23 protein-coding genes, 1 tRNA gene and 1 pseudogene are annotated in these 23,838 nt (G+C 57.6%); 19 read left to right on the top strand and 6 right to left on the bottom strand.

Annotated elements, in window-relative coordinates:
• The first annotated feature begins 10 nt into the window (after positions 1-10).
• The 4 genes from D9V82_RS00850 to bioD all read left to right on the top strand — a co-directional run bounded on the left by D9V82_RS00850 (position 11) and on the right by bioD (position 4,835).
• Complete coding sequence (locus tag D9V82_RS00850) at positions 11-1,252, top strand: alpha/beta fold hydrolase (RefSeq protein WP_121910518.1); 1,242 nt, start codon at positions 11-13, stop codon at positions 1,250-1,252.
• Between the two features lie 57 nt (positions 1,253-1,309).
• The gene (locus D9V82_RS00845; RefSeq protein WP_121910517.1) at positions 1,310-2,215 is read left to right on the top strand and encodes an SPFH domain-containing protein; all 906 of its coding nucleotides are present in this window, start codon (positions 1,310-1,312) and stop codon (positions 2,213-2,215) included.
• Positions 2,216-2,898: 683 nt separating this feature from the next.
• Positions 2,899-4,164, top strand: coding sequence for an adenosylmethionine--8-amino-7-oxononanoate transaminase (locus D9V82_RS00840; RefSeq protein WP_411776405.1), 1,266 nt, complete (start codon positions 2,899-2,901; stop codon positions 4,162-4,164).
• Positions 4,161-4,835 carry a dethiobiotin synthase gene (gene bioD / locus D9V82_RS00835; RefSeq protein WP_121910516.1) on the top strand — a complete coding sequence of 225 codons (675 nt, stop codon included), beginning with the start codon at positions 4,161-4,163 and terminating at the stop codon, positions 4,833-4,835. Before D9V82_RS00840 ends, bioD begins: the two co-directional genes overlap by 4 nt.
• 21 nt (positions 4,836-4,856) lie before the next feature.
• On the opposite strand, the gene D9V82_RS00830 is transcribed toward bioD, so the two are convergent.
• Together D9V82_RS00830 and D9V82_RS12515 are read right to left on the bottom strand one after the other, a co-directional pair.
• Positions 4,857-5,843, bottom strand: a complete 987-nt coding sequence (locus D9V82_RS00830; RefSeq protein ID WP_121910515.1) for an HNH endonuclease signature motif containing protein — start codon at positions 5,841-5,843, stop codon at positions 4,857-4,859.
• A gap of 84 nt (positions 5,844-5,927) precedes the next feature.
• Positions 5,928-6,128, bottom strand: coding sequence for a hypothetical protein (locus tag D9V82_RS12515; RefSeq protein WP_234456460.1), 201 nt, complete (start codon positions 6,126-6,128; stop codon positions 5,928-5,930).
• Positions 6,129-6,244: 116 nt separating this feature from the next.
• Between D9V82_RS12515 and D9V82_RS12510 the strand changes: the two genes are divergently transcribed.
• Positions 6,245-6,466 (top strand): hypothetical protein, encoded by a 222-nt coding sequence (locus tag D9V82_RS12510; protein ID WP_200441307.1) that lies wholly within the window; start codon positions 6,245-6,247, stop codon positions 6,464-6,466.
• A 35-nt stretch (positions 6,467-6,501) separates the two neighbouring features.
• Here the strand turns inward: D9V82_RS12510 and bcp are convergent, their stop codons facing one another.
• A complete protein-coding gene (bcp, locus tag D9V82_RS00820) occupies positions 6,502-6,969 on the bottom strand; it encodes a thioredoxin-dependent thiol peroxidase (protein WP_121910514.1) in 468 nt (155 codons plus the stop codon).
• A 98-nt stretch (positions 6,970-7,067) separates the two neighbouring features.
• Here bcp and D9V82_RS00815 point away from each other — a divergent pair, with 98 nt between their 5' ends.
• The 5 genes from D9V82_RS00815 to D9V82_RS00795 all read left to right on the top strand — a co-directional run bounded on the left by D9V82_RS00815 (position 7,068) and on the right by D9V82_RS00795 (position 11,810).
• Positions 7,068-7,346: a DUF3618 domain-containing protein gene (locus tag D9V82_RS00815; RefSeq protein ID WP_121910513.1), complete on the top strand. Its 279-nt coding sequence runs from the start codon at positions 7,068-7,070 to the stop codon at positions 7,344-7,346.
• 120 nt (positions 7,347-7,466) lie between these two features.
• Positions 7,467-8,744 (top strand): glutaminase, encoded by a 1,278-nt coding sequence (locus D9V82_RS00810; RefSeq protein ID WP_121910512.1) that lies wholly within the window; start codon positions 7,467-7,469, stop codon positions 8,742-8,744.
• Positions 8,745-8,827: 83 nt separating this feature from the next.
• Positions 8,828-10,003: an ABC transporter substrate-binding protein gene (locus D9V82_RS00805; RefSeq protein WP_121910511.1), complete on the top strand. Its 1,176-nt coding sequence runs from the start codon at positions 8,828-8,830 to the stop codon at positions 10,001-10,003.
• A complete protein-coding gene (locus tag D9V82_RS00800; RefSeq protein ID WP_121910510.1) occupies positions 10,003-11,058 on the top strand; it encodes a FecCD family ABC transporter permease in 1,056 nt (351 codons plus the stop codon). The genes D9V82_RS00805 and D9V82_RS00800 overlap by 1 nt, the downstream gene beginning before the upstream one ends.
• The gene (locus D9V82_RS00795; RefSeq protein WP_121910509.1) at positions 11,049-11,810 is read left to right on the top strand and encodes an ABC transporter ATP-binding protein; all 762 of its coding nucleotides are present in this window, start codon (positions 11,049-11,051) and stop codon (positions 11,808-11,810) included. Before D9V82_RS00800 ends, D9V82_RS00795 begins: the two co-directional genes overlap by 10 nt.
• 90 nt (positions 11,811-11,900) lie before the next feature.
• On the opposite strand, the gene D9V82_RS00790 is transcribed toward D9V82_RS00795, so the two are convergent.
• Positions 11,901-11,973: transfer RNA gene (locus D9V82_RS00790), tRNA-Lys, on the bottom strand.
• 209 nt (positions 11,974-12,182) lie between these two features.
• On the opposite strand from D9V82_RS00790, the gene D9V82_RS00785 reads away from it, so the two are divergent.
• Positions 12,183-13,388: a L,D-transpeptidase gene (locus D9V82_RS00785; protein WP_121910676.1), complete on the top strand. Its 1,206-nt coding sequence runs from the start codon at positions 12,183-12,185 to the stop codon at positions 13,386-13,388.
• An 860-nt stretch (positions 13,389-14,248) separates the two neighbouring features.
• Here D9V82_RS00785 and D9V82_RS00775 read toward each other — a convergent pair.
• Positions 14,249-15,220, bottom strand: coding sequence for a site-specific integrase (locus D9V82_RS00775; protein WP_244208151.1), 972 nt, complete (start codon positions 15,218-15,220; stop codon positions 14,249-14,251).
• Positions 15,221-15,790: 570 nt separating this feature from the next.
• Here D9V82_RS00775 and D9V82_RS00770 point away from each other — a divergent pair.
• The 8 genes from D9V82_RS00770 to D9V82_RS00735 all read left to right on the top strand — a co-directional run bounded on the left by D9V82_RS00770 (position 15,791) and on the right by D9V82_RS00735 (position 22,605).
• A complete protein-coding gene (locus D9V82_RS00770) occupies positions 15,791-15,976 on the top strand; it encodes a helix-turn-helix transcriptional regulator (protein WP_121910508.1) in 186 nt (61 codons plus the stop codon).
• A gap of 26 nt (positions 15,977-16,002) precedes the next feature.
• Positions 16,003-18,519 carry a hypothetical protein gene (locus D9V82_RS12505; RefSeq protein WP_234457669.1) on the top strand — a complete coding sequence of 839 codons (2,517 nt, stop codon included), beginning with the start codon at positions 16,003-16,005 and terminating at the stop codon, positions 18,517-18,519.
• 433 nt (positions 18,520-18,952) lie between these two features.
• Positions 18,953-19,522, top strand: a complete 570-nt coding sequence (locus tag D9V82_RS00755; protein ID WP_121910507.1) for a hypothetical protein — start codon at positions 18,953-18,955, stop codon at positions 19,520-19,522.
• A gap of 2 nt (positions 19,523-19,524) precedes the next feature.
• Complete coding sequence (locus D9V82_RS00750) at positions 19,525-19,872, top strand: hypothetical protein (protein ID WP_121910506.1); 348 nt, start codon at positions 19,525-19,527, stop codon at positions 19,870-19,872.
• Between the two features lie 200 nt (positions 19,873-20,072).
• Complete coding sequence (locus D9V82_RS11995) at positions 20,073-20,453, top strand: MobC family plasmid mobilization relaxosome protein (RefSeq protein WP_147446185.1); 381 nt, start codon at positions 20,073-20,075, stop codon at positions 20,451-20,453.
• A gap of 64 nt (positions 20,454-20,517) precedes the next feature.
• Positions 20,518-22,008 carry a relaxase/mobilization nuclease domain-containing protein gene (locus D9V82_RS00745; protein ID WP_167449702.1) on the top strand — a complete coding sequence of 497 codons (1,491 nt, stop codon included), beginning with the start codon at positions 20,518-20,520 and terminating at the stop codon, positions 22,006-22,008.
• Positions 22,009-22,033: 25 nt separating this feature from the next.
• Positions 22,034-22,420 (top strand): hypothetical protein, encoded by a 387-nt coding sequence (locus D9V82_RS00740; protein ID WP_121910504.1) that lies wholly within the window; start codon positions 22,034-22,036, stop codon positions 22,418-22,420.
• The gene (locus D9V82_RS00735; protein WP_121910503.1) at positions 22,417-22,605 is read left to right on the top strand and encodes a hypothetical protein; all 189 of its coding nucleotides are present in this window, start codon (positions 22,417-22,419) and stop codon (positions 22,603-22,605) included. The genes D9V82_RS00740 and D9V82_RS00735 overlap by 4 nt, the downstream gene beginning before the upstream one ends.
• A 16-nt stretch (positions 22,606-22,621) precedes the next feature.
• On the opposite strand, the pseudogene D9V82_RS00730 reads toward D9V82_RS00735, so the two are convergent.
• Positions 22,622-23,815 (bottom strand): annotated as a pseudogene (locus tag D9V82_RS00730) (IS3 family transposase).
• Positions 23,816-23,838: the final 23 nt, after the last annotated feature.

Raw genomic sequence — 23,838 nt, 5'->3', positions numbered from 1 at the left:
GTGGGTCGGCATGACTCACTACCGCCGCTTTGGCCACGACATTATTGAACATACCCTTGAAGTCCCGTGGGATTATGACAATCCGCGCGGGACTTTTGATCTTTATGCCCGCGAAATCATTCCGCAGGGTGGCGAGGAGCTGCCGGCGCTGCTGTACCTGCAGGGTGGGCCTGGTTTTCCGGCTCCGCGGCCGGTGAAACCGACGGGGCTTATTGGCAAGGCGCTCGAGCGCTACCGCGTTTTCCTCCTCGATCAGCGCGGGACGGGCCGCTCCCATCGCATCGATAGGCTAAGCCCTGCAGGAGAGCGCAGCGCGGAACACCTGGCTTTGCTGCGCCAGGACAATATCGTGCGCGATGCAGAGCGCCTGCGCGAACACCTGGGGCTCGGCACGTGGTCCCTGTTTGGCCAGTCTTTTGGCGGTTTTTGCATTACTGCGTACCTGTCTCAGGCTCCCGAATCCGTCAAGCATGCGTTTTTTACCGGCGGCATCCCCACGTTGCAGGGCGCGGATAGCCTCTACCGCGCGACTTTCAGCAAGCTTAAATCCCGTCAAAAGCGCTTTTACCACGAGTTCCCTTGGGCGCAACGCCGCATCGAAGAAATCATTTCCCACCTGGATAATTCCGACGAACGCCTGCACACCGGTGAGCGGTTATCCTCGCTGCGCTTTCGCACCATCGGCGCCAATTTGGGCCGGGGCACGGGCTTCGAAGACCTGGCATACCTCCTGGAAGAGCCCTTCCGCACCGTGCGAGGAGAGAAGGTGCTGCGGGATGATTTCCTATGGAGTATCGGCGAGTGCGTGAGCTTTGCAGAGGCCCCACTGTACGCGGCGATCCATGAGTCCATTTATGCCGGCAGCGGCGGGCAGGCGGCGACGCAGTGGTCGGCGCACCGCGTACGGGAGGAATTCCCGGAGTTTGCCGAGTCCGGAACCTGGCTTACTGGCGAGCATATTTTCCCTTGGCAGTTCGACGAGGATCCGGCGCTGCAGGCCTTCAAGGAGGGCGCGCACGGCCTGGCGGAGCGGGAATTTTCTGCCCCTTACGCGCTTGCCGATGTCCCCACTACCACCGCCGCAGCCATCTACTTCGACGATATATTCGTGCCCCTAGAGGAATCCTTGGCCACGACCGCCCACTTAGGCGATCTGCGCCCGTGGGTGACGAATGAGTACCAGCACAATGGCATCGGCGAGAACGGCGCGGAGGTGATGGGCAAGCTCTTTGCGCTTATTGATGACCACTAGCGAACATCTCCGTGCCTATGCGAGAATAAAACTCGCACCCGTAGTTAGGGAGAGGGAATGTTTAGTTTGATCATCATCGGCATCGTTATCTTACTGGTTCTTTGTACCTTATTTGATGGGTACTACATAGTGCGCACCCGTGAGGCGGCAATTGTGGAGCGTTTGGGTAAATTCCAGACGGTCGCGCACGCTGGGTTCCACTTGAAGTTGCCTTGGATTGACCGAGTGCGCGATAAGATTTCGTTGCAGGTGCGTCAGTTGGACGTGATGGTAGAAACCAAGACGAAGGACAATGTCTTCGTCCAAATTCCGGTCGCGGTGCAGTACGAGGTGGTGCAAGGCCGCGAGCGCGAGGCCTTTTATATGCTATCCAATCACGAGCAGCAGATTGTAGCCTACGTGCAAGATAATGTGCGTTCGTCGGTGGCAAATATGGGTTTGGATGAATCATTTTCTTCCAAGGACACCATCGCGCAGAACGTGGCGACCTCGCTGCGGGACAATATGGCCGAATACGGCTGGAACTTCGTCAACACGCTGGTGACCGATATCCGCCCGGATTCCCGTGTGCGCGAGTCTATGAATTCCATTAACGCGGCGCAGCGCGAGCGCGAGGCGGCCATCGCCCAGGCGGAGGCGGAAAAGATCCGTGTAGTTAAGGAAGCTGAAGGGGCCGCGGAGGCAAAGAAACTGCAGGGTAGGGGTGTCGCGGAGCAGCGCAAGGAGATTGTTGAGGGCATCGCCCAGCAGTATGAGCTCCTGCGCGATGCCGGGGTGCAGGAATCCCCCGAGGTCCTGATGTTGGTATCGCAGTACCTCGATGCGATGGTCGATGTCTCGAATAACGGCCAAGCTTCCGTGCTCTATATGCCGTCCAACCCGCAGGGGATGGGTGATCTATTCAGCGGCATGCGCGACGTGCTCATGGCAGACCGCGCCCTGGATGAATCAGCCGGGCGATAGGGGCCTACCTGGGCCGCGGGAGGAATGGCCCGAAGATAACGGGGACGCTATCCATAACGATGAGGTAGGTCGTTTCGGCGGGCTCCGAGGTTGGATCGTGAAGCTGATCATCGATCCGCCTAGCAAGGGTCGGTGGCCACGGTGAGAAAGTACCGCGCGGAAAAGCAGGGACCGTAGACCTGCGGTGCGTGGGAGGGGCATACGTCCATGCTTACTGGGCCGATGAAGAGCTCTCCGAATGACACTAAAAGATGGTGCCCGCTATTACTAAGAACGCCATAGATTTGCGGTTGCAGGGCCTGGTAGGCCGTTGAGCAGGCAATGAGTTAAGTGCAATCCGGGATGCGGTGCCGCTCGTCCGCGGTGACCTGTGCGGGGACCGCAGCATGTTGGGGAAAAGCCCCGCCGCGGCGAAGAAGTCGGCATGGTAGCCCTACTTCCTTGGCCAGTTACCCGGTGAGCATCGGGTTGAAGCGCTCGTCGGCATTGTTGCTGAGCTAGAACCGAGGTAGGAGATCTCGAAGGTCTCGTCGCGCGCGGGTCTCGGTGGGGAAAGCCACACTTAAGAATTTGCCGCAACCGCTGGTAAAACCAGGGGTAAGCGGGGAATTGAACAATGTTCAATAACTTTCACTAAAGTACTATCCTGGGCTAGATTGTATGCTAAATCTAATTTGGTGGATATTTCTACTAACGACATAGCGACAATCGATGCCCACCATATCTGGCATCCCTACGCCGAGCCCGGCGCGCCCACGCGCATTGTCGAGTCGGCCGCAGGCGTTTACCTCACTCTCGCCGACGGCACTCAACTCATCGACGCCATGTCCTCCTGGTGGGCCGCTGCTCACGGGCATAGCCACCCGCGGCTTACCGCCGCCGCCAAGGAGCAAATCGACCGCATGAGCCACGTGATGTTCGGCGGGCTCACGCACGAGCCGGCGGCCCGGCTCACGGCTAATCTTATGAAGCTCACGCGCTATGACTTCGCGCAGGTCTTTTATGCGGATTCGGGATCTGTATCGGTAGAAGTCGCCATCAAGATTGCCCTGCAATACCAGCAGGGGATCGGACATCCAGAGCGCACTAAGATGCTCACCTGGCGCTCGGGCTATCATGGCGATACCTTCGCTGCGATGAGCATATGCGATCCTGATGGCGGTATGCACTCTATGTGGACCGGCACGCTGGCGCAGCAGATTTTCGCCCCGGCGCCGCCCACCCGCGGGGCAAGCGAGCAGGCGCGCGCGGACTACCTGCGTGAGTTGGAGGGCTGCATTACCGATGAGGTGGCGGCCTTGGTTATCGAGCCCGTCGTCCAAGGCGCCGGGGGCATGCGCTTCCACGACCATGAACTGGTGCGCGAGGCACGCAATATTTGCGACCGTCACGGAATCGTGCTGATCGCAGATGAAATTGCCACGGGATTTGGCCGCACCGGGGATCTTTTTGCCACCCAGGCGGCGGGAGTGGTACCGGATATCATGTGCGTGGGTAAGGCAATGACCGGCGGATTCATGACGATGGCGGCCACGCTCGCCACCGCCCGGGTTGCCGAAGGTATGAACCCGCGCGCCCTCATGCACGGCCCGACTTTTATGGCTAACCCACTAGCCTGCGCGGTATCGGCTGAGGCGACCGCCATGATTCTGGAGGGCACATGGCGGGGACAGGTGGAGCGCATCGAGGAACAGCTGGGCGTGGGACTTTCCGAGCTGGAAGAGGATCCGGGCGTAGCGGACGTGCGCGTGTTGGGCGCTATCGGCGTGGTGGAGATGGAACGCGAGGTGGACATAGTCGGCGCCACAGATGCGGCGGTGGACCAGGGCGTGTGGCTGCGTCCGTTCGGCCGTCTCATCTACATCATGCCGCCATTTATTGTTACCGATGATGAGGTCGCACAGATTTGCCGCGGGGTGCGCGCCGCGGCAGCGGGAGGGAAGCGATGATTATTTTCGTCACCGGTACCAATACTGACGTGGGAAAGACCGTGGCGACTGCGACAATCGCCGTAGCTTTAGCCCAGAGTGGGTACAAAGTTGTCTATGCCAAGCCCTTGCAGACCGGCGAGGCGAACGATAGCGGCGACGCGGCGACGGTGCGGGCCCTGGCCGGGGTCGAGGTCATGGAGATGGCGCGTTTCCCCGAGCCGTTAGCGCCGAATCTTTCGGCGCGCCGGGCGGGCATGATACCACCAACTAGGGAGGAGCTTAGGGGTTGGGTCACGGGATTGGATACACCAGACCGCGTGGTGTTGGTGGAAGGCGCCGGCGGTCTGCTGGTGCGTTTGGCGGATGACTACACGCTTGCTGATGTCGCCACCAATCTCCTCATCGTCACTTCCCTAGGCCTCGGTAGCCTCAATGCCGCCGAGCTCACCGTCCACGAGGCGCAGCGGCGCGGCATTAACGTGATGGGCCTTATCGGTGGCAGCGTACCCGGGGAGCCAGATCTGGCGACGAGGCTGAATGTGGACGAGCTTCCGGTGGTCACGGGTTGCCGGTTGTGGGGCAGTGTGCCAGAGGGGGCCGGGGCGCTGGGGCGGGGCGAATTCGCCCGGATGGCCCGGGCCCAATTTCCCGCTGAGGTGTGTGCGGAGCTGCTTGCGCACGCCGACTAGCGCTGCCCCGATGAGGCAGCGCTAGCGGACCCAGTGCACCTTGCCGTTTACCCGAGCGAGGCGGCCGCGCAGGGGAGGAGCATTGGGATCGTCTTGGTTTACCCCGTTGTGGTAGGGGCAGCACACCGTGAGGTTGTCGGCGTTGGTCATCCCACCATGCTTCCATGCCTGTAGGTGGTGGATCTGAGATTTATCCGCCGGGTGATTGCACGGTGGCCACGGGCAGGTGGGGTTTTCGGCGGCGGCCATCAGCCGCTGCTTTTCCGATGCAAAGCGCGAGGTCCGATACAAATTGACCGGGCCCTTAACCGGGTGAATAAGCGTGGCTAAACCGTGTTCGCTGAAGGTGCGCTCGACTAACTGCGCTCCGGTAATGGTCGAGCCGTTGGTCAGCCGCAGTGTGACCTCGTCGCCATCGCCATCTAAAATCTGGTCTAGCGCGTTGAGCGGGATAATCACGTTTGTCGTGGTCTGTACCGTGGGCGCGCCTTCGCCGCGGAGGAGCTCACGGAAAGAATCGAGTGGGTTTTCAGGATCGAGGGCGGAATCGAGATCCGCGAGGAAAGACGAAGGAGCAGTAATGCGCATCGTCCACGGGCCTTCCGGGCGCCGCAGGAGCTGTATTCCTTCGCGTGGTGATCGGCGGCGCGGGCGCCATTCGCGCAGGCGCTTCTTAGCGCGCCGGGCTATCTCGGAGGCCGGGCTGTGTAGCCGACACAGCTCCACGCGTAGGTTCCATGCGGCGCGTTGGGTGGCCGCGCGAGTTGCATAGCGCTCGATGAGCTTGAGCGTGATCAAGTCGTGGTGGCGCGCGCCCGCAGCGGCAAGGCGCTGCTTGTGGGTGAAGGACGTGGCGCCAAAATAAACTTCCGCCAGTGCGAGCAGATCGCGGGCTTCCACATCCGGCAGGCCGAGCTCGATGAGTGCGCTTTCAGGCATGCCGTGCGCCTCGGCGAGTATATCCATCGCCGAGGAAATGTGGGTAGCGTAGGCCTGCAGTGCGCTCATGCCTGCAAATCTAGGAGCGTGCTACCGCGGCGCCAATAGGACGCTGCCCCTGCTTGTGGATAACTTGTATAAACGTCCACTAAATTATCCCGCAGCCACCGCCCGAAGGTAACACATCGGCATGCGTTTTAGCTCGCTGACCACGGAATCGCACTTGTTTAGGTCCGCCCAAACGGCATAATCCAATAGCGAGACCACGGTGTGGATAAGGCAGCGGGTTGGCTCAATGTGTTGCGCATCGTTGTGCTCGGTGGAAAGCGTACGAAGACTCTCGGCCTGTGGCACTAGGAGGCGTACTTAGGTACCGGCTGCGGTGGCGCGCGTCGCTGGGGGTGGACTAGATGGCCGGCCAGATGGAGCGCAGGGAGGGGTCCCCGCGCCACATTCGCGTTCTGCGGTCGATGAATTTGTCCAACACATCCGGCGATTTCGGTGCTGGCATGAGGTGCAGCAGGCTCGATTTCGGTCAGGCCGGTGGCCGCATCGTGCCGCTCGAGCTTGCTGATGAGCACGTATTTATTGGCAAAGAAATGATACAGCGTGCACACGGGAACCTCGGCACGGCGGGTGGCTTCATCGACGATAAAAGATTCGACACGCTTCCGAACGTGCGCATGCGCTAGCCGATGTCGCAGGGACGAGCATATTCTCTGCCGGCTTACTCGAGGCCCTTCATCACGCGCGCGACGTGCCCGGTGGCCTTGACGTTATAGTAGGCCTGGCCGATGGTGCCATCCGGCTCTATGAGGAAAGTGGAACGGATAACGCCCTGGACCACCTTGCCGTAGTTCTTCTTCTCCCCGAAAGCGCCATAAGCGGTCATAACGGATTTATCAGGATCGGAGAGCAGTGGGAAGTTTAGCTCTTGGTCATCGCGGAACTTCGCCAGTGTCTCGGGCTTATCGGGGGATATGCCTACCACCGCGATATTGAGCTCATTGAGCTTCTCCAAAGAATCGCGAAAATCGCAGGCTTCTTTCGTGCACCCGGGTGTGTTGGCGCGCGGGTAGAAGTACACGAGCACGCGCTGGCCCGCGTAATCGGAAAGGGATACGGTGTTGCCGGTGGCATCGGCAAGCGAAAAAGCGGGGGCCGTATCTCCTACGTTCAAACGAGTTTCAGTCATGGGTTCTACTCTACGTGTTCCCCGGCCTGCGCGGTGGAGACCCTGCACGGTAAGATAAGGCGAGTTAAGAGCAAAAATTAAGCTAGGAGGAAAATTCCGTGGCACGCAATATTGAAGATATTCAACGCGATATCGAACGCACCCGGCGCCAGCTGGCTAGCACCCTGGATGAAATTGCGGATCGCAGCAATCCGCAAAACCTCGTCGATGATGCCAAAGATGCAGCCACCGAAAAGTTGCAGGATCGAAATGTGCAGCTAGTACTCGGTGGCGTGGGCGCGGCTGTCGTCGGGCTCATCGCCTATACCGTGTTCCGTTCGCGCCGTCGCAAGAGCGACCTGAAGGAACTGCAGCGCTTGCTGTCTGAGCGTCACTAGTTTTCCCGGCCTTACCTCCACAGCGTGAACTGCTCTTTGTTAGTAGGTAACTGATTTCTCAGTCCACCTAGTGAGGAGCAGTTCAGCGGCGTGGGGGCTTTTTTCGTATGATAGGTCGCGATGAAAACTCCCATTCCTTTTTATTTGCAGGAAATTTTGACCCAGGTGCGAGGAAACCGCAGTGGCGCAGTGGCGAACTACATTCCTGAGCTCGCGAAGGCGGAACCGGACTACCTTGGCGTGGCCGTGTGTACCACCACGGGGCACGTATACTCCGCCGGTGATGCAGAGGTGGAATTCACCCTCCAGTCCGTGTCAAAGCCTTTTGCGTATGCCTTAGCTTTGCAGGAACTTGGTTTGGATGCGGTGCGCGAGATCGTCGGCATGGAGCCGTCCGGCGAGGCCTTCAATGAGCTTTCGCTCAACCGCGATGACCATCGACCCGTCAACCCAATGATCAACGCGGGAGCTATTGCGGTTACACAGTTGATTAATGGCGTAGATTCGGATCCCGCCGAGCGGGTGGAACAGTTACGCACCTACTTTTCGCGGCTGGCAGGCCGGGAGCTGGCCATCGATGGCAAGGTGCGCGATTCTGAGCTGCAGGTCTCCGATCGGAACCTTTCTTTGGCACACATGCTACGCAATTATGACATCATACAGGATGAGGCCCACGATGCGGTTTCCACCTACGTGGAGCAGTGTTCGATTTTGGTCACGGTGCGTGATTTAGCCGTGATGTCTGCCACCCTGGCCAATGGTGGTACGCAACCGGTGACGGGCGAGAAGATCCTCGATGCCGATGTCTGCCGCCTGACGCTTTCTGTCATGAGCTCTGCGGGCATGTACGACGGGGCTGGGCGCTGGATGGCGGAGGTGGGAATTCCAGCTAAATCAGGCGTATCAGGCGGCCTGTTAGGCACCCTGCCGGGGCAGTTGGGGGTAGCGACGTTTTCACCACGTCTCAATAAGGAGGGTAATTCCGTGCGCGGGGTGGATGCCTTGACCTTGCTTTCGAAGGATATGGGGCTGCATTTGATGTCCACGGATGAACGCTACGGTGTGCACCCCGTGCGCAGGATGGAAACCGAGGATGATCTCACGGTGATCTTCCTGCAGGGGCTTATCAACTTCAACGCGGCGGAGGCTATCTTGCATCAGCTGACCGAATGCGAATTCGGCGAGGGTACGGTGGTGCTGGAGCTATCCCATATCACCGGATCCAACCGGATGGGTCGGCGCATGCTAAAGGAAGGCCTCCGGCGCATCCGTGAGGCTGGTTTCGATATTGCCATCGTGGATCCGGACGGCGAATTGGAAGACCGCACCATGGCCGACGGCACTGAGGTACCCAAAGGCGAGCCGGCGGATTACGCCATCAGCGAGGAATTCATTTAGGTTTGGTTCACTTTACTTTTATAGGCTAGTATGAGTGATCACGTATCCTCCCACCGGGGATTCCGACCGAGTAAGGACTTAAAATGACATATAAATTCCCCAAGGTAATGGCCGTGGTGGTGGCCTCGGCCACCGTATTGGCAAGCTGCAGTTCTGCCGAAGAAACTACCGACAACAGCGGTGGCGGTGGCAAGGACGACGCTGCCCTGTCCTTCACGGACCTCGCGGGCCGCGACGTAGAACTCGATAAGGCCCCTGAGCGCGTCCTACTGGGTGAGGGACGCTCCATCTTTGCCACCGGCATCCTCAACACCAAGGATCCGCTGGATAAGGTCGTAGGCATCGGATCCGATCTGAAGAAAAATGTGCCGGACTACTACAAGGTCTTGGAAGAAAAGCTCCCCAAGGTCAATGAACTGCCGGAGGTCGGTGCTATTGCTAAGGGCGATGTCACCGTGGAAAACCTGGTGAGCCTAGACCCAGACCTCATCGTGTTATCCAAGGATCAGTACGAGGCTTCGCAAGAGGCAGGCCTGACCGAGAAGATGGATCAGGCGGGCCTGAAGTACGCGGTGACCGATTTCCGTTCCAAGCCGCTGGAAAACACCACCAAATCCATGGAAATCTTCGGTGAGATCTTCGGCCAAGAAGAGCGCGCCGAGGAATTCAACAAAGAGTGGCAAAAAACCGTGGACTTGGTCAAAGAGCGCGCGGACAAGGTGAAGGATAAGCCCAAGACCTTCGTCTGGCGCGCGGCCGGCGTCATGGACTGCTGTGGCTCCTGGAATAACTCCAATATCGCGCAGCTGGTCAACGAGGCCGGTGGCGAAAACGTAGCTGATGGCGTCATCACGGGCGAGGCCGGTGCCGTGACCCCTGAAAAGGTCCTCGAATCGGACCCAGACATGGTGATTGCAACCGGCGGCGACTGGTCTGAGAAGAAGGATGATCAGGGCAACCCCGTCGGCTACGCTGCGGTGGGCTATGGCATCGGCGAAGATGAGGCGGAGGCAAGCATCGCTAAGCTGCCGAGCAACCAGCCGGGCTTTGAGAACCTGCGCGCGGTCAAGGAGCACAAGCTGCACGGCATGTGGCACCAGTTCTACAACTCGCCGTTCAACTACCTCGCGCTGCTGCAGATCGCGGCGTGGATCAACCCGGAGGCGTATAAGGATATGGACGTCGATAAGCAGTGGATGGAAGCGCAAGAAAAGTACTCGCCGGTTGCTGGCGAGGGAACCTTCTTTAGCACGAATTAATGGTTAGCGCGGAGGTAGCTGCCCTAACGCAGCAACACAAAAAGCTCACCTGGCAGCGCATTAGTATCGTCGCAGGCCTGTGCCTTATCGCGGCGGTGGCGTTTGTGGTCAGCAACTTCGTTGGCGCCATTGACATCAGCCCCGGCGAGGTGATCAGGGGTATTATGAATCCCTCGAGCCTGGATGACCAGACGCACACGGTTCTGTGGAAGCTTCGCTTGCCGATGGCCGTCATGGCCCTGCTCATCGGCGTCAGCCTTTCCTTGGCCGGAGCGGAGATGCAAACCATCTTGAATAACCCGCTGGCGGAGCCGTTTACCCTCGGCATTTCCGCCGCGGCGGCCTTTGGGGGAGCTAGCTCCATCGTGCTGAAATGGCAGCTACTCACCCAACCGCAGTTCAACCTGGCGCTGGTGGCATGGTTATCCGCGGCGGTAGCCACGGCGATCATCGTCGTCGCGGCCATTATCCGCGGCGCCAAGGCGGAGACTATGGTGCTGCTCGGTATTGGTTTGGTCTTTTTCTTCCAGGCCATGCTCGCGCTCATCCAATACCAGTCTTCGGCGGAGGCGCTGCAGCAGATCGTCTTTTGGTCTATGGGTTCGCTCACGCGCGCTAACTGGGCCGCCAACGGCGTGCTAGCAGCTGTGCTGCTGGTAGCCCTGCCCATTTTGTGGGCGCTGTCGTGGCGGCTTACCGCCTTGCGGCTTGGCGATGCCCGCGCTGCCGCCATGGGCATCAATACCGCGCGGCTGCGCGTGGTGGTGCTCATCGTGGTGTCCCTCGTGGCTGCAACAACGGTGGCCTTCGCTGGCATCATCGGCTTTATCGGACTTGTCGGCCCGCACATCGCCCGCATGTTGGTGGGCGAGGACCAGCGCTACTTCGTGCCTGCCTCCATGGCTGCCGGTGCGGCAGTGATGTGCGCGGCGCACGCGGTGAGCCTGATGATTAAGCCTGGACTGTCCATTCCGATCGGCATTGTGACCTCGCTATTGGGCGTGCCGTTCTTTATCGCCATCGTGATGGCTCGAAGGAGGGCGCTATGGACGTAGAACTTACTCTGCGCGGTGTAAGCGCCGCCTATGGAAAGCACACGGTGCTCGAAGCGGTAGATGTGGATACGCTGCGGGGCGGACAGTTGGTGGGCCTCTTGGGGCCCAACGCGTCGGGCAAGACCACGCTGGTTAAGTCGCTGGCGGGCGTACATCGCGGATACAAGGGCGATGTAGAGTTCCAGGTGAATGGCGAAACCCCGTCAGGCAAGCGCCGCCGCCAGCTCATTGGCTACGTCCCGCAGGATCTGCCCAGTACGGCGGCGCTGCGGGCATTTGAGACGGTGCTGATCGCGGCGCGTCGGGAAGCATGCGAGGATCCCATCACTCGCACCGGCGAGGTGCTGCACGCGATGGGGTTAGATGCAATCGCTTCGCGGTACCTCAACGAGCTATCTGGCGGGCAGCGCCAGCTCGTAGCCGTGGCGCAGATGCTGGTGGGCACACCAGGACTGATGCTCTTGGATGAGCCGACTTCTGCGCTCGATCTACATCGTCAGTTCTTCGTCCTCGAGGAGGTGCGCGAGAAGGCAAAACGCGAGGGCAGCCTGGGCTTGGTGGCCATTCATGACATCAACCTAGCTGCGCGAATGTGTGACCAGCTGGTGGTGCTCAAAGCGGGCCATATTTGTGCCCAGGGCACGCCAGGAGATGTGCTCACGTGCGAGCTGGTGGAACATGTTTATGGGGTAGAGGCGGACATCGTGGAGCATCGCGGTGTTCCGGTGGTTGCCCCCCAACGTGTGAAATAAGCGAAGGCCGAGCGGTGTGCTCGGCCTTTTTGCTATCTTTTATCTTTAAAAGCGAAAATCGCGGGTTAAAAACCCGCGATTTAGCTATTGTGCGCCATCAGGGAATCGAACCCCGAACCCACTGATTAAGAGTCAGTTGCTCTGCCAATTGAGCTAATGGCGCAATCGTTGACACTTGCCGTGTGGCGTTCTGTGCAACGAATACAAACTTTAGCACTCTGGTTAAAAAAGTGTAAAATCGCCTGTTCATTGCGTGTTTCTGGGGGAGTGTAACAGTTTGGATAAGGGTGTGTTTGTTTCTGGTATTTGAGGTGGCAAGGCGATAGTCTGAATTGGTCTTGCAAGAACTATTGTGTGTCTAAGGTCTACTTGGTGATTAACTCTCTGCCTAATTCTCGCCGCATTGCTGCTGGGAGCATCGCGTGCATTTCCCTAGCAGTAGCCTCGTGCTCCTTTAATTCCGCCGCTGAAAACCGTTCGGAGCAGCAGCAAACTAGCGCGAGCTCTGCACAACAATCGAAGCAGCAGGAAAAATCGAAGCTTTCCGCCTCTGTGAAGGATGGGGCAAAGGACGTCGATCCATCCAAGCCGGTCACCGTGGAATCCACGTCCGAGCTAAAGAGTGTCACTATGACTAATGAGCTGGGCGTGGAAGTTGAAGAAAAACTCTCTGTAGATGGCAAGAAGTGGTCCACGGCGGAGGATCTTGGCTATAACCACACCTATTCCATCGTGGCCACCGATAAGGATGGCAACAGGAAGAACCTGAGTTTCTCCACCCCCCAGGCTGCAGGCATCACCCAAGTGGCAATGACGCCGATCCCGGGCTCAGAGGTGGGTGTGGGCCAGGTAATCGGCGTCAATTTTGGCGCCTATATCACCGACCGCAAGGCGGCCGAGGACACAATCACCGTCGAAACCAACCCGGCGGTGGAAGGTGCGTTCTACTGGGTAAATAACCAGGAGGTGCGGTGGCGCCCCAAGGATTATTGGGAGCCGGGCACCAAGGTTGAGGTCAAAGTTGATCAGTACGGGAAAAATTTCGGTGGCGGAATTTACGGTGGGGAGAATACCTCGACGGATTTCACTATCGGGGATCGTGTCGTCGCGCTGGTGAATAATGCCACCAAAACCATGGAGGTCTATAAGAACAAGGAGCTCCTGCGCACCATCCCGGTTTCGTTGGGCCGCGATTACCAGTACGACACCCCGAATGGTAGCTATGTCATTGGTGATCAATATCAGTCGCTGCTGATGGATTCTGAGACCTTCGGACTCTCACACGATGCAGGCGGCTACAAAACCGAGGTCGACTGGGCTACCCAGATGTCCTATTCCGGTATCTACGTCCACTCCGCGCCGTGGTCCATGTGGGCGCAGGGATATACCAATACCTCCCACGGCTGCATCAACGTCACGCCAGAAGCCGCGCAGTGGTTCCAGAACACCGTGAAGCGCGGCGATGTCGTCCTCGTATCCAATACCTACGGCGGGACTCTCAATCCAATGGATGGTTTGGGCGACTGGAATATGCCCTGGGAGGAATGGTCCAAGGGCAACGCGGACGCTAATCAGTAATCCGCATAGCTGTTAGGTGAATGGCTAAGCCCGTGGTCATGCACTTTTCTGCTCGGAACTGTGGGGCGGCAGGCCCAATTGGTGGGATAGTCAAGTATGCGCAGCATGTAGAACAGCTAGGGTTTTGCAGGTTTCTTCGCTGAGTACCACGGCACTAGGCATTTTGAAGGGCCAGCCCGGTATGTTGGCCGTCACGTTGTGTGGTGCGCACCGGGTATTCGCGTCGGCACGGCGGGGGAACATGGTGTGGCCCGAGTACGCGTGCACGCCCATCTCCATCCTCGCAGGCTTCCGGTCGGTTACGATGGCTGTACGGCTGGGACTGGACGTCATCCTGGGCGGACCCGTTGAGAAATGGAAGAAGGTGGCGCGCCTCGACCGCGACCTTGTGCTGCCAGCGTGCTATTCAAGGGCGAAAGCCTAGTCCGCCGGACGATTCGCGCCGCTTCGCCCGGACTGAGAACTGGACCTAAAAGTCTTGATGGGACAGTACAGTGCCGCATCGACGAGTCCGTGCGTTACGCCTTCTGGGAACGGAGAGCTAGGGGCATCGGCAAGCAGCTGGGTAGTGAGGAATTCCTTATCACCGGAGACTTGCCGGATATAGAGGGAAAGGCCCGCTCGGAGAAAATGGTGGATATATAAAAATCCCGAGCGCGGGGCTCGGGATATTGGGGTGGTTGACGGGGCTCGAACCCGCGACAACCAGGGTCTTGACGCATAACTTCAGTACCTGTACGTATTGGGAAGTAGTAGCAGGTCTCAATCGTTTTTCGTACGGCTATGTACGTGTTGCTACGTACTGTTACTGAGGGTTTAAACGTACTTTTTAGCGTACTTCTACGTACGTCTACTGAGCGCTACGACCTCGCTTGTGCGGTCGCGCGGATCAGTGCTTCCACGTTGGCCCGGTCGTTGTAATACTCGTCTGCGACTTGCTCCGTGTGACCGAAAATGTCCGCCCGTGTCCTAGCGTCCATTACGTCCGCGTACACACCGTGTAGCGTCGCTCTCCACGAATGACTGCGCAGGTCTACAAGGATCGTCACGCCCGTCTCGTCGGCTATCTGACGATACAGCTCCGGTACCTTGTCGTCGGCGTTGGTCGCGTCCCACGGCTTCGCCGTCGTTGTTGGTGACCCCACTACGTACCGCTCGTCGTCTTCGCGATGCTGTCTCAAGTAGTCCGTCACGTCGGCTCTCAGGATAGGGATATAGCGCCCTTTTTCTTTGCCCTGACGCCCCTTAACAATGTCGCGCGTCGCGTTGATGATGACGTTCTCGCCGTCGTCTTCGACGTGCTTCCACCGCAGCCGGTTAGCTTCGGAGATGCGCAGGCCGGTCACTGCTTGTAGCAGTGTTAGCCGTGTGATACGCGCATGCGCGTTCATCGTTGATTGTCGCGCACCGCCCTTCTTTGGCTCGATCAGCGGTCCCGAAACGTCACGCGCTAGTAAGTGCTGTACAACCGCGTCGTATTCACCGTTAGTGAGTGTTCTACGACCACCTTCTCCGGCGTTCCCCTGTGCTCGGATGTCGAGCCTTGCCCCGCGTATGGGGTTGCCTGAAATGACTCCGTCGCGGACCAGCGCGTCGGCAATGTAGGTAGAAAGTATGGTTCTCGCACTCGATACGCTGCCCGGATGTGTGCGCGCGATCGCTTGTAGTGTGCGCTCTAACACCCTGAACTGCATCGCGTCAAAAACGCTGTAGCCCTTGAGTTCAGCCGCGGCCAGGTTGAGCGATGCGAGATAACGCCGTTTTGATAGGTCTTTGAGCTGCGACGACTCTTCGATTTTCGGCCGTGTGACTTTCTCGATGTACACGTTCATCGGTGTACGCGGTGTCCACTCTGTTGAGGTTGTAGACAACAGCTCGTCGGCTTTGCGCCGTGCGCGTGCGCGTACTTCGCCTTTCGTCTTTGCCTTCGACCGTCGTTGTATGATCCTGCCGTCGTGTAATCGGACTGACCAGTCCAGCTGGTATCCGGTTTTCGTCTTTCTCGGTGTGGCTCGGTCGATCGATGTATGCCCCGGTTCGATCCGGGTTTTCGCTGTAGTGCTCATACCCTTTAACGTACTTTATGATCCGGGTTGGAAGGTACTTGCATCGTAAAGGTAAGTGCGTTACAGCAGGCACTGCGCGTAAGTTCTTGTTTTTGCTAGAGAACTTTCTAAGACGCTAAGAAACTAAATCGTACACATGCCGGTAACATCCGGAGATGTCGCTCATCGCGCCCCTAAGCAAGGTAATCTCGTGTGCGAGGCTGACAGGAACTTAGTGGTAGTGGGTCGCACCCACGTAAAGCAATTTTTGAGCACGGGAACCGTAGACCGCCACACATAGAAACCGGGAAGGCGTTACCTCCTGCCGGATAGCTTTGCTATCCCAGGAGATTTTTTATGTCCCCGGCTTTTCTGAAAACACCAGAAGCTGCTGTCTATCTCGGTCTGTCGCGCCGAACGCTCGAACATTGGCGCTACCAGGGTGAAGGCCCTCGCTACTCTCGTCTCGGTCGATCTGTCGTGTACGCGGTCACCGACCTCGACGATTTCACCCGCGCTCGCGCTGTCGGCGGTGGTGCATAATGCAAAAGGGAACGGCCCCCACCGCTGTGAACCGTGAGAGCTGGAGCGTAGATGCTTCAGTTGTCAATGTATCACCGGAGATTCGTGAACGTTACGAACAAATCGAAAATGATGCTGTCGGTTGGGACACCCGGTTGGTCGATTTCCAGTCGGACCAGCGTGGAAAATTGACCGATTTAGCCGTCGTTTTACACCGCGTAAATGCCTGGCGCGTGGATGAAAATGACCCGGATCTCATCATCAAACAAATGAATGATGATGAAGATCATTCGAACATCGAGGGTAAAACCGCAGGTCAAACCATTCGAACGCGATCAGGCCAAAATATCCTACGAGGCTGCAGTTTGGCCTGGCCGGATGGCCAGGTCCAAAATGGTACCGGTTCAACTGACGTCGCTGACGATTTCACGAGTGTTGACTTTGGCTCTCTAGCTAGCGTCCGCGCGATGGGTAGTGGTGAAAAGCGTCTCGTCATCGGTTTTGATACCGAATTCGTCAGCGACGAGGGTGAGGGTCGCCGCGACATTGTGAGCTACCAATTCAGTTGGATTGATCCGCTCGACGGTACGGAACATGAAGTCGTGATTGTGCCCCTTGAGGGACAGCGGCTTCTTGTTGATAGCTGCTTTTACGCGATCTCTCTGCTTGGGAAACTCGAGCGCTACGCCAACGGTTTTAAAGATGTTGGTGAAATTGGTACCTCGGACATGGACCCGCGCGGGATTCTGCGGTCTGAGCTTGGTAAGGATCGTCTACGGGATTCGTTGTTCAAGCGTGCTTCGATTCGTATCGTGCTTGCCGGTCATTTTCTGAACGTCGATGCGACCGCTTTCCGTCGTCCAAAACGTCGGTGCGATGACATCTTGCATGAACTTACATCCGCTGGTGGCGGGCTTGTGAGCCTGCGGCCGGTCCGTGTCGTTCGTACCTCAGGGTTTGGATCGTTCCGGCGTCTTCTTCCCTTCAGTGTTGTCTTCCGTGACACTCGCAATCAGGCGTCTCCAGAACATAAGAGTTTGGAAGCGCTCGGTGATGCGTGTGGTGTTGGAAAGCTCGACGTTGGCGCTGCCATTGAGGACATGGAAGCGCTGTCACGCGAGGATCTGCCGCGGTTGCTCGACTACGCAGCGAACGATGCGCGAATTGTGGTCCACTACCTAGGCACCGTCTGGGGCTACAACACAACCCCGCCGGTCACCATCTCGTCTGGTGGTGCGCGGGCGCTCAAGTCTGGGATTTTGAAGTTTTGGCGGGAAGAGGGGTTTATCGATTCTGGAGATATTGGTAGTGCTCTTGTCGATTCTGGTAAACCGAGCAACGCGATTTTCCGTCGGATGTTCCAAGGACTCAAGACTCGCGGTGTTGAGTTGGAATCTGACCGTGACTCGCTTGAGTACTACGCAGTTCGTGGTCTGGGGCCGGTTGACGGCGACGCGTGTGTATCTCACGCCTTGTGGGCCGACGCATTCGCTGGTGGCTACAACACTTGTCCGTCCCCGGGTGTGCATGCCTACCCTACGTACGACTGGGATCTGCAGTCTGCTTATCCCACTGCGATGGCCAGTATCTATGACCCTGATTACACCGATGGTGGTGTGATCAAGGAACACATCGACAAGCGTGAACTGACTCTCGATGATTTTCCGCTCGGGTATCTCACGCCTTTCGTTGGACATGTTTCGTGGGTCTTCCCCGACGATGTCGAAACTCCCTGCTTGCCGGTGCGGCGTGGTAACTCTCTGATCTTTCCTCAGACCTCATACGGCTGCGGCTTTGGCGAGGACGAGCGTCTCGACGAAGATGGTCTGGACCGTGAGGGTCGGGACCTTGGCGGACGGGATTACACCCGCGAACAGCTCGATGAGATCGCTGCGCGTGTCAACGGTGAGATCGGTGGTGTCTTTCACGGGTCTACCTGCGCCGGCCCCGAGGTCTACCTCGCGTTGAAGCTTGGCGCTCGCGTCTTTTGCCAGACTGGCATCACGCTCAAGCTTCTCACCCGCGAGGTAGATGGTGAGGTTGTGCGCTCCCGGTCTCTGCGTCCTGCGCTTCGTCAGATGGTTCTCGACCGTGCTGTAGCGAAGGAGACCTACGGGAAAAAGTCTCTTCAGGAGCTGACAATCAAGGTTGCGACCAATTCGTGCTACGGCAAGCTAGCTCAAGACGTCGTTGACCAGAACGGTTGGAATGCCTACGCCGAAGAGATGGAGAACATCGGTGGTTCTGCCGTAACTTCTCCCTACCACGCGGCTATGACGACGTCGTTGGTGCGTGCCGCGCTTACGGCTGTCTCTAACCAGACCTCTATTCTGAGTGCAACCACCGACGGTGTGATCACTGCCGATGATGATCTTGAAAGGCACGACCTTTTCGGTCTTGCTGAGATTCTCCGTGAGTCGCGTCTTGCGCTCGCGGACGACGATTCGATCTGGGAAGTGAAGCATCAGCAGTCTGACTTGGTGAACCTTTCTACCCGTGCGAACGTCTCGCGTGAGGACGGCGGTGTGCTGGCGAAGGGTGGTGTGCGAACCCCAAAAGTGTAAAGCGCGGCACTGTTGAGGAGCGGGAGTATTTCCGTAACCTCGCTCTGTCGCGCACCGGGAAAATCCCCAACCCCTACTCGACGTTCCCATCGTTCAAGTATCTGTCACGTTCTGAGAACCGCCTCGACTGTGTACTGGTCGCGCGCGAGCCTGAGCTATCCACGCTTGACTACGACCTCAAGCGTGAGCCTGTCCCTGAGACGTTCGAGTCCTCGTTCGTTGATGGGAACGAGCTCTGCGGGTTTGCAACCCGCCCCTGGTTGAGCGTGCTCCATTACGACAAGGCGCGGAGCATTGCGCGGCATCTTCAAAACCATCGTCCGGGTGCGTTCATCTGACGGGTTGTCTTCGCACTCGTGGGGATTGGGATAACTGGGACCGTAGGTACCGATCGAAGGGTGGGCGTCGAGTCCGCACTGCAGGCAGTGCTCTGTTGTCTGAAATCGTAGCTGCGCATAAAGCCGGGCTGATTGATGTGCCTGAGTTGTCGTCCTCGCGTCTCACGATCGGCGACAAACTTGAGTGGTTGTCCTCTCTCGGGGCCGGTGAGTTCACGCGGAGCCAGTGGGACCATATGTCTAAACGGGACCGCCGCGAGAATGTTTTACGTGACGCGAATATGGATGAAGTTCGCGCTCTGGTCGATAAATTGAATCGTGAGGAAGAAGAAATGAGTGACAGTCACGCGTCTTTTGTCAATGACTTGGCTGGCAGTGTTGCTAATGCTGATTTGCCCGATATGGAACCTGCACTCGAAGCAATAAACGAGATGAAGGCTCCCCAAGATGTGGCCGCGTCTCCTGACTTTGAGCGCCTAGACGAGGTTGTCAATGCTGTCGAAGAAGCACGCGCTAAGCGTGCGCAGCGCGAAGCCGAAAAGAAGTTTAAGGAACGTGCCGCTGAAGCTGCTGCGCGTCCTCAACGGCGCAAACCGAAGCATCGGTTTGTGCCTCGTAACCCATCTACTGAACCGGGCCCAGAGGGTCCAGAAATGGAGCTTTAATCATGGCTACTAGTAATCAGATTGGGCGCGCGATTAATCGTGCGCAAAAACTGCAAGAGCGGCAGGCTGCTCTCGATGCGAAGTTGCGCGAGGCTGCGCGTGAAGCCGACCGGATTGTCGGTGAGGCTTTGCGCGAAGGCGCGACCGATTCTCGGTCGCGTTGGGCGAAGTACGCAGACCTTAACATGAAGGAGTTTTACTTCTTGGTTGTTGAGGGTGTGGAACCTTCCCTCGATGACAGTGAAACTGCATCGGAAGGTGACAGTACCCCGCCTGCTGAGCCTGAAAATCACGGTAGTGATTTCGGTGAAGCAACCGCTGACTTTGTCAGCGGAAACCAGGGGTTCTAGGGGGCGGAGCGCCCCTAGCCAGCAGCCCGCAGGAGGACACGACCCGGAGGGTCGTTTGTCCGACAAGGGTGATGCTGGCCCCTCCTGTTGGAAGCCGCGTGCAGTGGGGCCACGAAGTAGGCCGAAACTGCTCACGCGGCTGGAGGCAGGAGGTACGTGGGCGCTAGCCCACTTAGCACGGGAACAAGGAGCTGTGGATTATGAGTAATGGGCGACGCGTGACAGTGCGTCTGGGTGACGCAGAGGCTGAGGTGGTGCGTGGCACCGCGTCGGCTCTCGGAGTCACCGAAAGCGAAGTTATGCGTCTGGCCCTAACCGCCTTGGCGGGTAGGCTGCCTGACGATGTAACTGAGCGTGCGACAGCGGCTCCGGTGTCGCGGGAAGTGGTCGAGATGCGTGACGCTCTCGACCGCGCCTTGGCGGCTATTTGTCGCATCGGCGTCAACATAAATCAGATTGTCCGCATGGCTCATGTCATGGGCTGGTCTGATGATGTGGTGCCTGGGTTGCGCGAGATTCCCGATGCCGTCGATGGGTTGGCCAAATACGTCGGGAAGGCGGTTGATGATGTCGGTAAGTAAAGTGCAGCGCTCTAAGAGTGTTGTGGCTTCCACTGTCTACGCCGTGTGGGGTACTCGTGAGGCAATGAAGGCGGGTGAATCTCGTGCGAGTGCGCTCTCTGTTGTTGGCCCTCGTGGCTATCATCCGTTGGCATGGGCGTTGGAGGTTCAAGAGCGCGTAGCAAGCTCTGCGCAACGTCGTAATGAGACCATCAACGTCATTCAATCTTTCAGCCCTGAAGAACTTGATCCAGATAAACCACGTGACGTGGAACGCGCACACTCTGCGGGGCTTGCTCTCGCGGGGAAAGTGGCCCCTGGGTGTGACGTGCTTGTTGCTACTCACACCGATACTGCGCACGTTCACAACCACATTCTCATAGCCAATCACGACCGCCAGACTGACTACGCTGCTCCGAAGGGTGCAGGCAATGCTTGGCACGTCCGGGAGGTCAACGACGCGGTGATGGAGTCGTATGGGTTGGAGGTGCTGGAACAGCATGAGGTGTCGTACTCACACGATGAGCGGATGGCTAAAGCTAAGGGGCTTGATATTGACGGTTCCGAACTGTCGTTGGATGAATTAACTCGTGAGAACTGGCGCGAATTTGCTCGCGCTCGCATCGATGAACTTCTTGAAGATGAGCGCGTTGTCGAGGCCCTGGACGACGATGGCGAAAAGGGTATCAACTCTGCCCTTGACGTGATGGAAGATATTGCGCCCGAGTATCACCTTTCCTTCTCACGTAAAGGTCGTGGCAAGCGCAAACGTGAGCGCTCGTCTTTCGCGGTTGTCGATGACAACGGTGATGTGCTCCGGGTGACTGGTGCAAACGGTAAAGGTAACGCTCGGGCCGCAAGTGCTGGCTCGCGTCTTGGTGCTGACTTCACATTGGACGGGCTTCGCGCCCAACTGCTGCAAATGCAGGCTGAAGAAAATATTAGGGAAATAGGTGAATTTGATTATGGCTATGAATATGCGCCGGAAGAAGAATCAGGATACTGGCGAGAATTTGAAGTTGGTGAATCAACTGGCTCTGGAGGTGCAGAAGTTTCAGAAGGTCGTTGCGGATCATCGCAAGGACGTGGTTCACCTGTCCGAGCAACAGGTGAAAATGGGCCAGGACATGAAGACGCTCTCCAGTTCCGTCGGGGAGTTGAAGAACTCCCCGACGGCATCCCTAGTCGAGAAACACTCGAAGACCTTGGCGGATATGGAGCCTTGGCTGAAGAACTTGGACACGCAACTGAACGTCTTAAAGAATACAACCGTAGGAACGGAGGAATACAACGCGGCAGTGAAGCAGACGGTGGCCGTGATAACGAAGGTCGCGGAGGCAGCGGCCCAGCTGCCGGTAGCGATTCAAAATCAGAAACAGTCTCTGACGAGCGGGGCGGCGGAGATCGCCAAGTCCCTGACGTCGCTGGGGACTCTGGTCCAGGCCGTCCTCGAAGCAAGCGAGGGGCCAATGAGTCTAAGCGACAGCGCAGTCGAGAGGCTGACCGACTGCATCGAGAAGCGTCTGAAGCCGATGGTGGATCAGAGGCTGAAAACGACCATGAACCAGAGTTTTAGTCGCTATGAGGACTCTTTCCAGAGCATGATTGATGATGGCGTTGAGCGTCTCGCCCAGGAGCGCGAGCGCTTGGATGTCTCTATTCAGGAAGCCGCTAAGACTGCTGACCTCATCGACAAGCGGTTAAAGGCTGGTGCTGTTAATGTGGCTGGTCTCTTGCTGTTTGCCGCTACTCTCTGCCTCGCTGTGGTTGTCGTGTCCGGTGTCTTTGGTATGACTATCTCGGTCTTTGGTCTGGATTTGGCTTTGCCCGAGATATGGCAGCGTACCCATGATGCTGAGTCGTGGAAGGGTCATCTCGGCTGGGGCTTGCTAGGTGTGGCGGTGCTGGCGGGTTTGTTCGGTGCTATCTGGTTCGTCGCAAAGTGGATTTGGGAGCACACTGACTGGGGTGTTCGTTCTGACAATTGACGATCCTTGTGGCCTGCGTGGGCTTCGTTGCCATCGGCGGTCTCGGCGTCGGCGTGATGACGTTCCTCGGCATCCCCGACGGTCTAGGGGCGCTCTGGAGTCACGTCGCTGGCGCTGAGACGTGGTACGGGACCGTTGGTTGGTTGATCGTGATCATGACGGTGGGCCTGACCCCCGGAAAGTAGACACGTCGGGGGTTAGCTATGCTGCTTGGGTCAGTGTAGCTGATGTGAGTGCTTCGAAGTCATTGGGGGCTAGAAGGTTGCACCAGGAGTGCCGTCTGCGGGTGTTGTAGCGCATGCACCATCGAAAGACTTCCTGCCGGCAGATAATGGGATTATCAAAGACTTTCCGATCACGTAGCACTTCACGTTTTAAGGTGGCGTTAAATGATTCTGCCAGGGCATTATCGGCACTAGTTCCCACCGCGCCCATGGATTGGCGTACACCAAGTTGGGCGCAGTGGTCCCTAAACGCCTGTGAGGTGTACACACTTCCATGATCAGAATGGAAAATAGCCCCGTCAAGGCTTCCGCGGACTGTGCTGGCATGGGACAAAGCCTCGATGACCAGTGAGACACGCATGTGGTCTGCGAGTGCATAACCTGCAAGTTTTCGTGAATAGGTGTCAATGACCGTGGCCAGGTACATGTTCTTACCGCCCTTACACGGCAGGTAGGTGATGTCGCCTACATAAACACGGTTCGGCTCGTCAGCGGTGAATGTACGGCCTACTAAATCTGGCATGACACGGTGACCAGGCTTGCGCCGGGTGGTGATGCATCGACGCCGTTTGCTAAAGCCTTTTATCCCCATGGATTTCATGAAGCGCGCAACCTTCTAATGGTTGATCGGGCCGAAGTCCGTATCGTCGTTGAGGCTTGCAGCGATGCGTTTAGCACCATAAAGCCCGTTCTCATCATCAAAGATGGCCTTGATTCTTGCACCAATAAGGGCATCGGAACATATCTTTAACCTGCGATTTTCGTGGGTGTTGACCCATTTATAAAACGAGGAGCGATTGAGCTTTAACACATGGCACATCCGCTTGACCGAGTACTCGGTTCGGTGGTCATAGACAAACTGGAAGCGGATCACCAGCGTGTCTCTTCGGCAAAATATTTCGCGGCCTTGCGCAGAATATCGCGTTCTTCGCGCAGCTTCGCGTTCTCTTTTGTCTCACTGGCGGATTCGCTCGGAATCAGTCGTCTCCTTGGCGTTGTCGCGCATGGCCTTCGTGCGGGCACGTTTGCCGGTGCCGTATTGCTGAAGCCAGGAGAAAAGCGAGGAACGATTGACTCCAAGCTCTGCTGAAGCCGCGTGAAGTGAAAGGTCCTCATTGTTTTCATAGAGGGCCACAGCATCACGTTTGAACTGTTCGGAATACCTAGGCATGGTGGTAGATTACCTTTCTTCCC

This window comes from Corynebacterium macginleyi (genome assembly GCF_003688935.1).
GTDB classification, from domain to species: domain Bacteria; phylum Actinomycetota; class Actinomycetes; order Mycobacteriales; family Mycobacteriaceae; genus Corynebacterium; species Corynebacterium macginleyi.
This window is presented reverse-complemented; position numbering and strand designations above follow the sequence as displayed.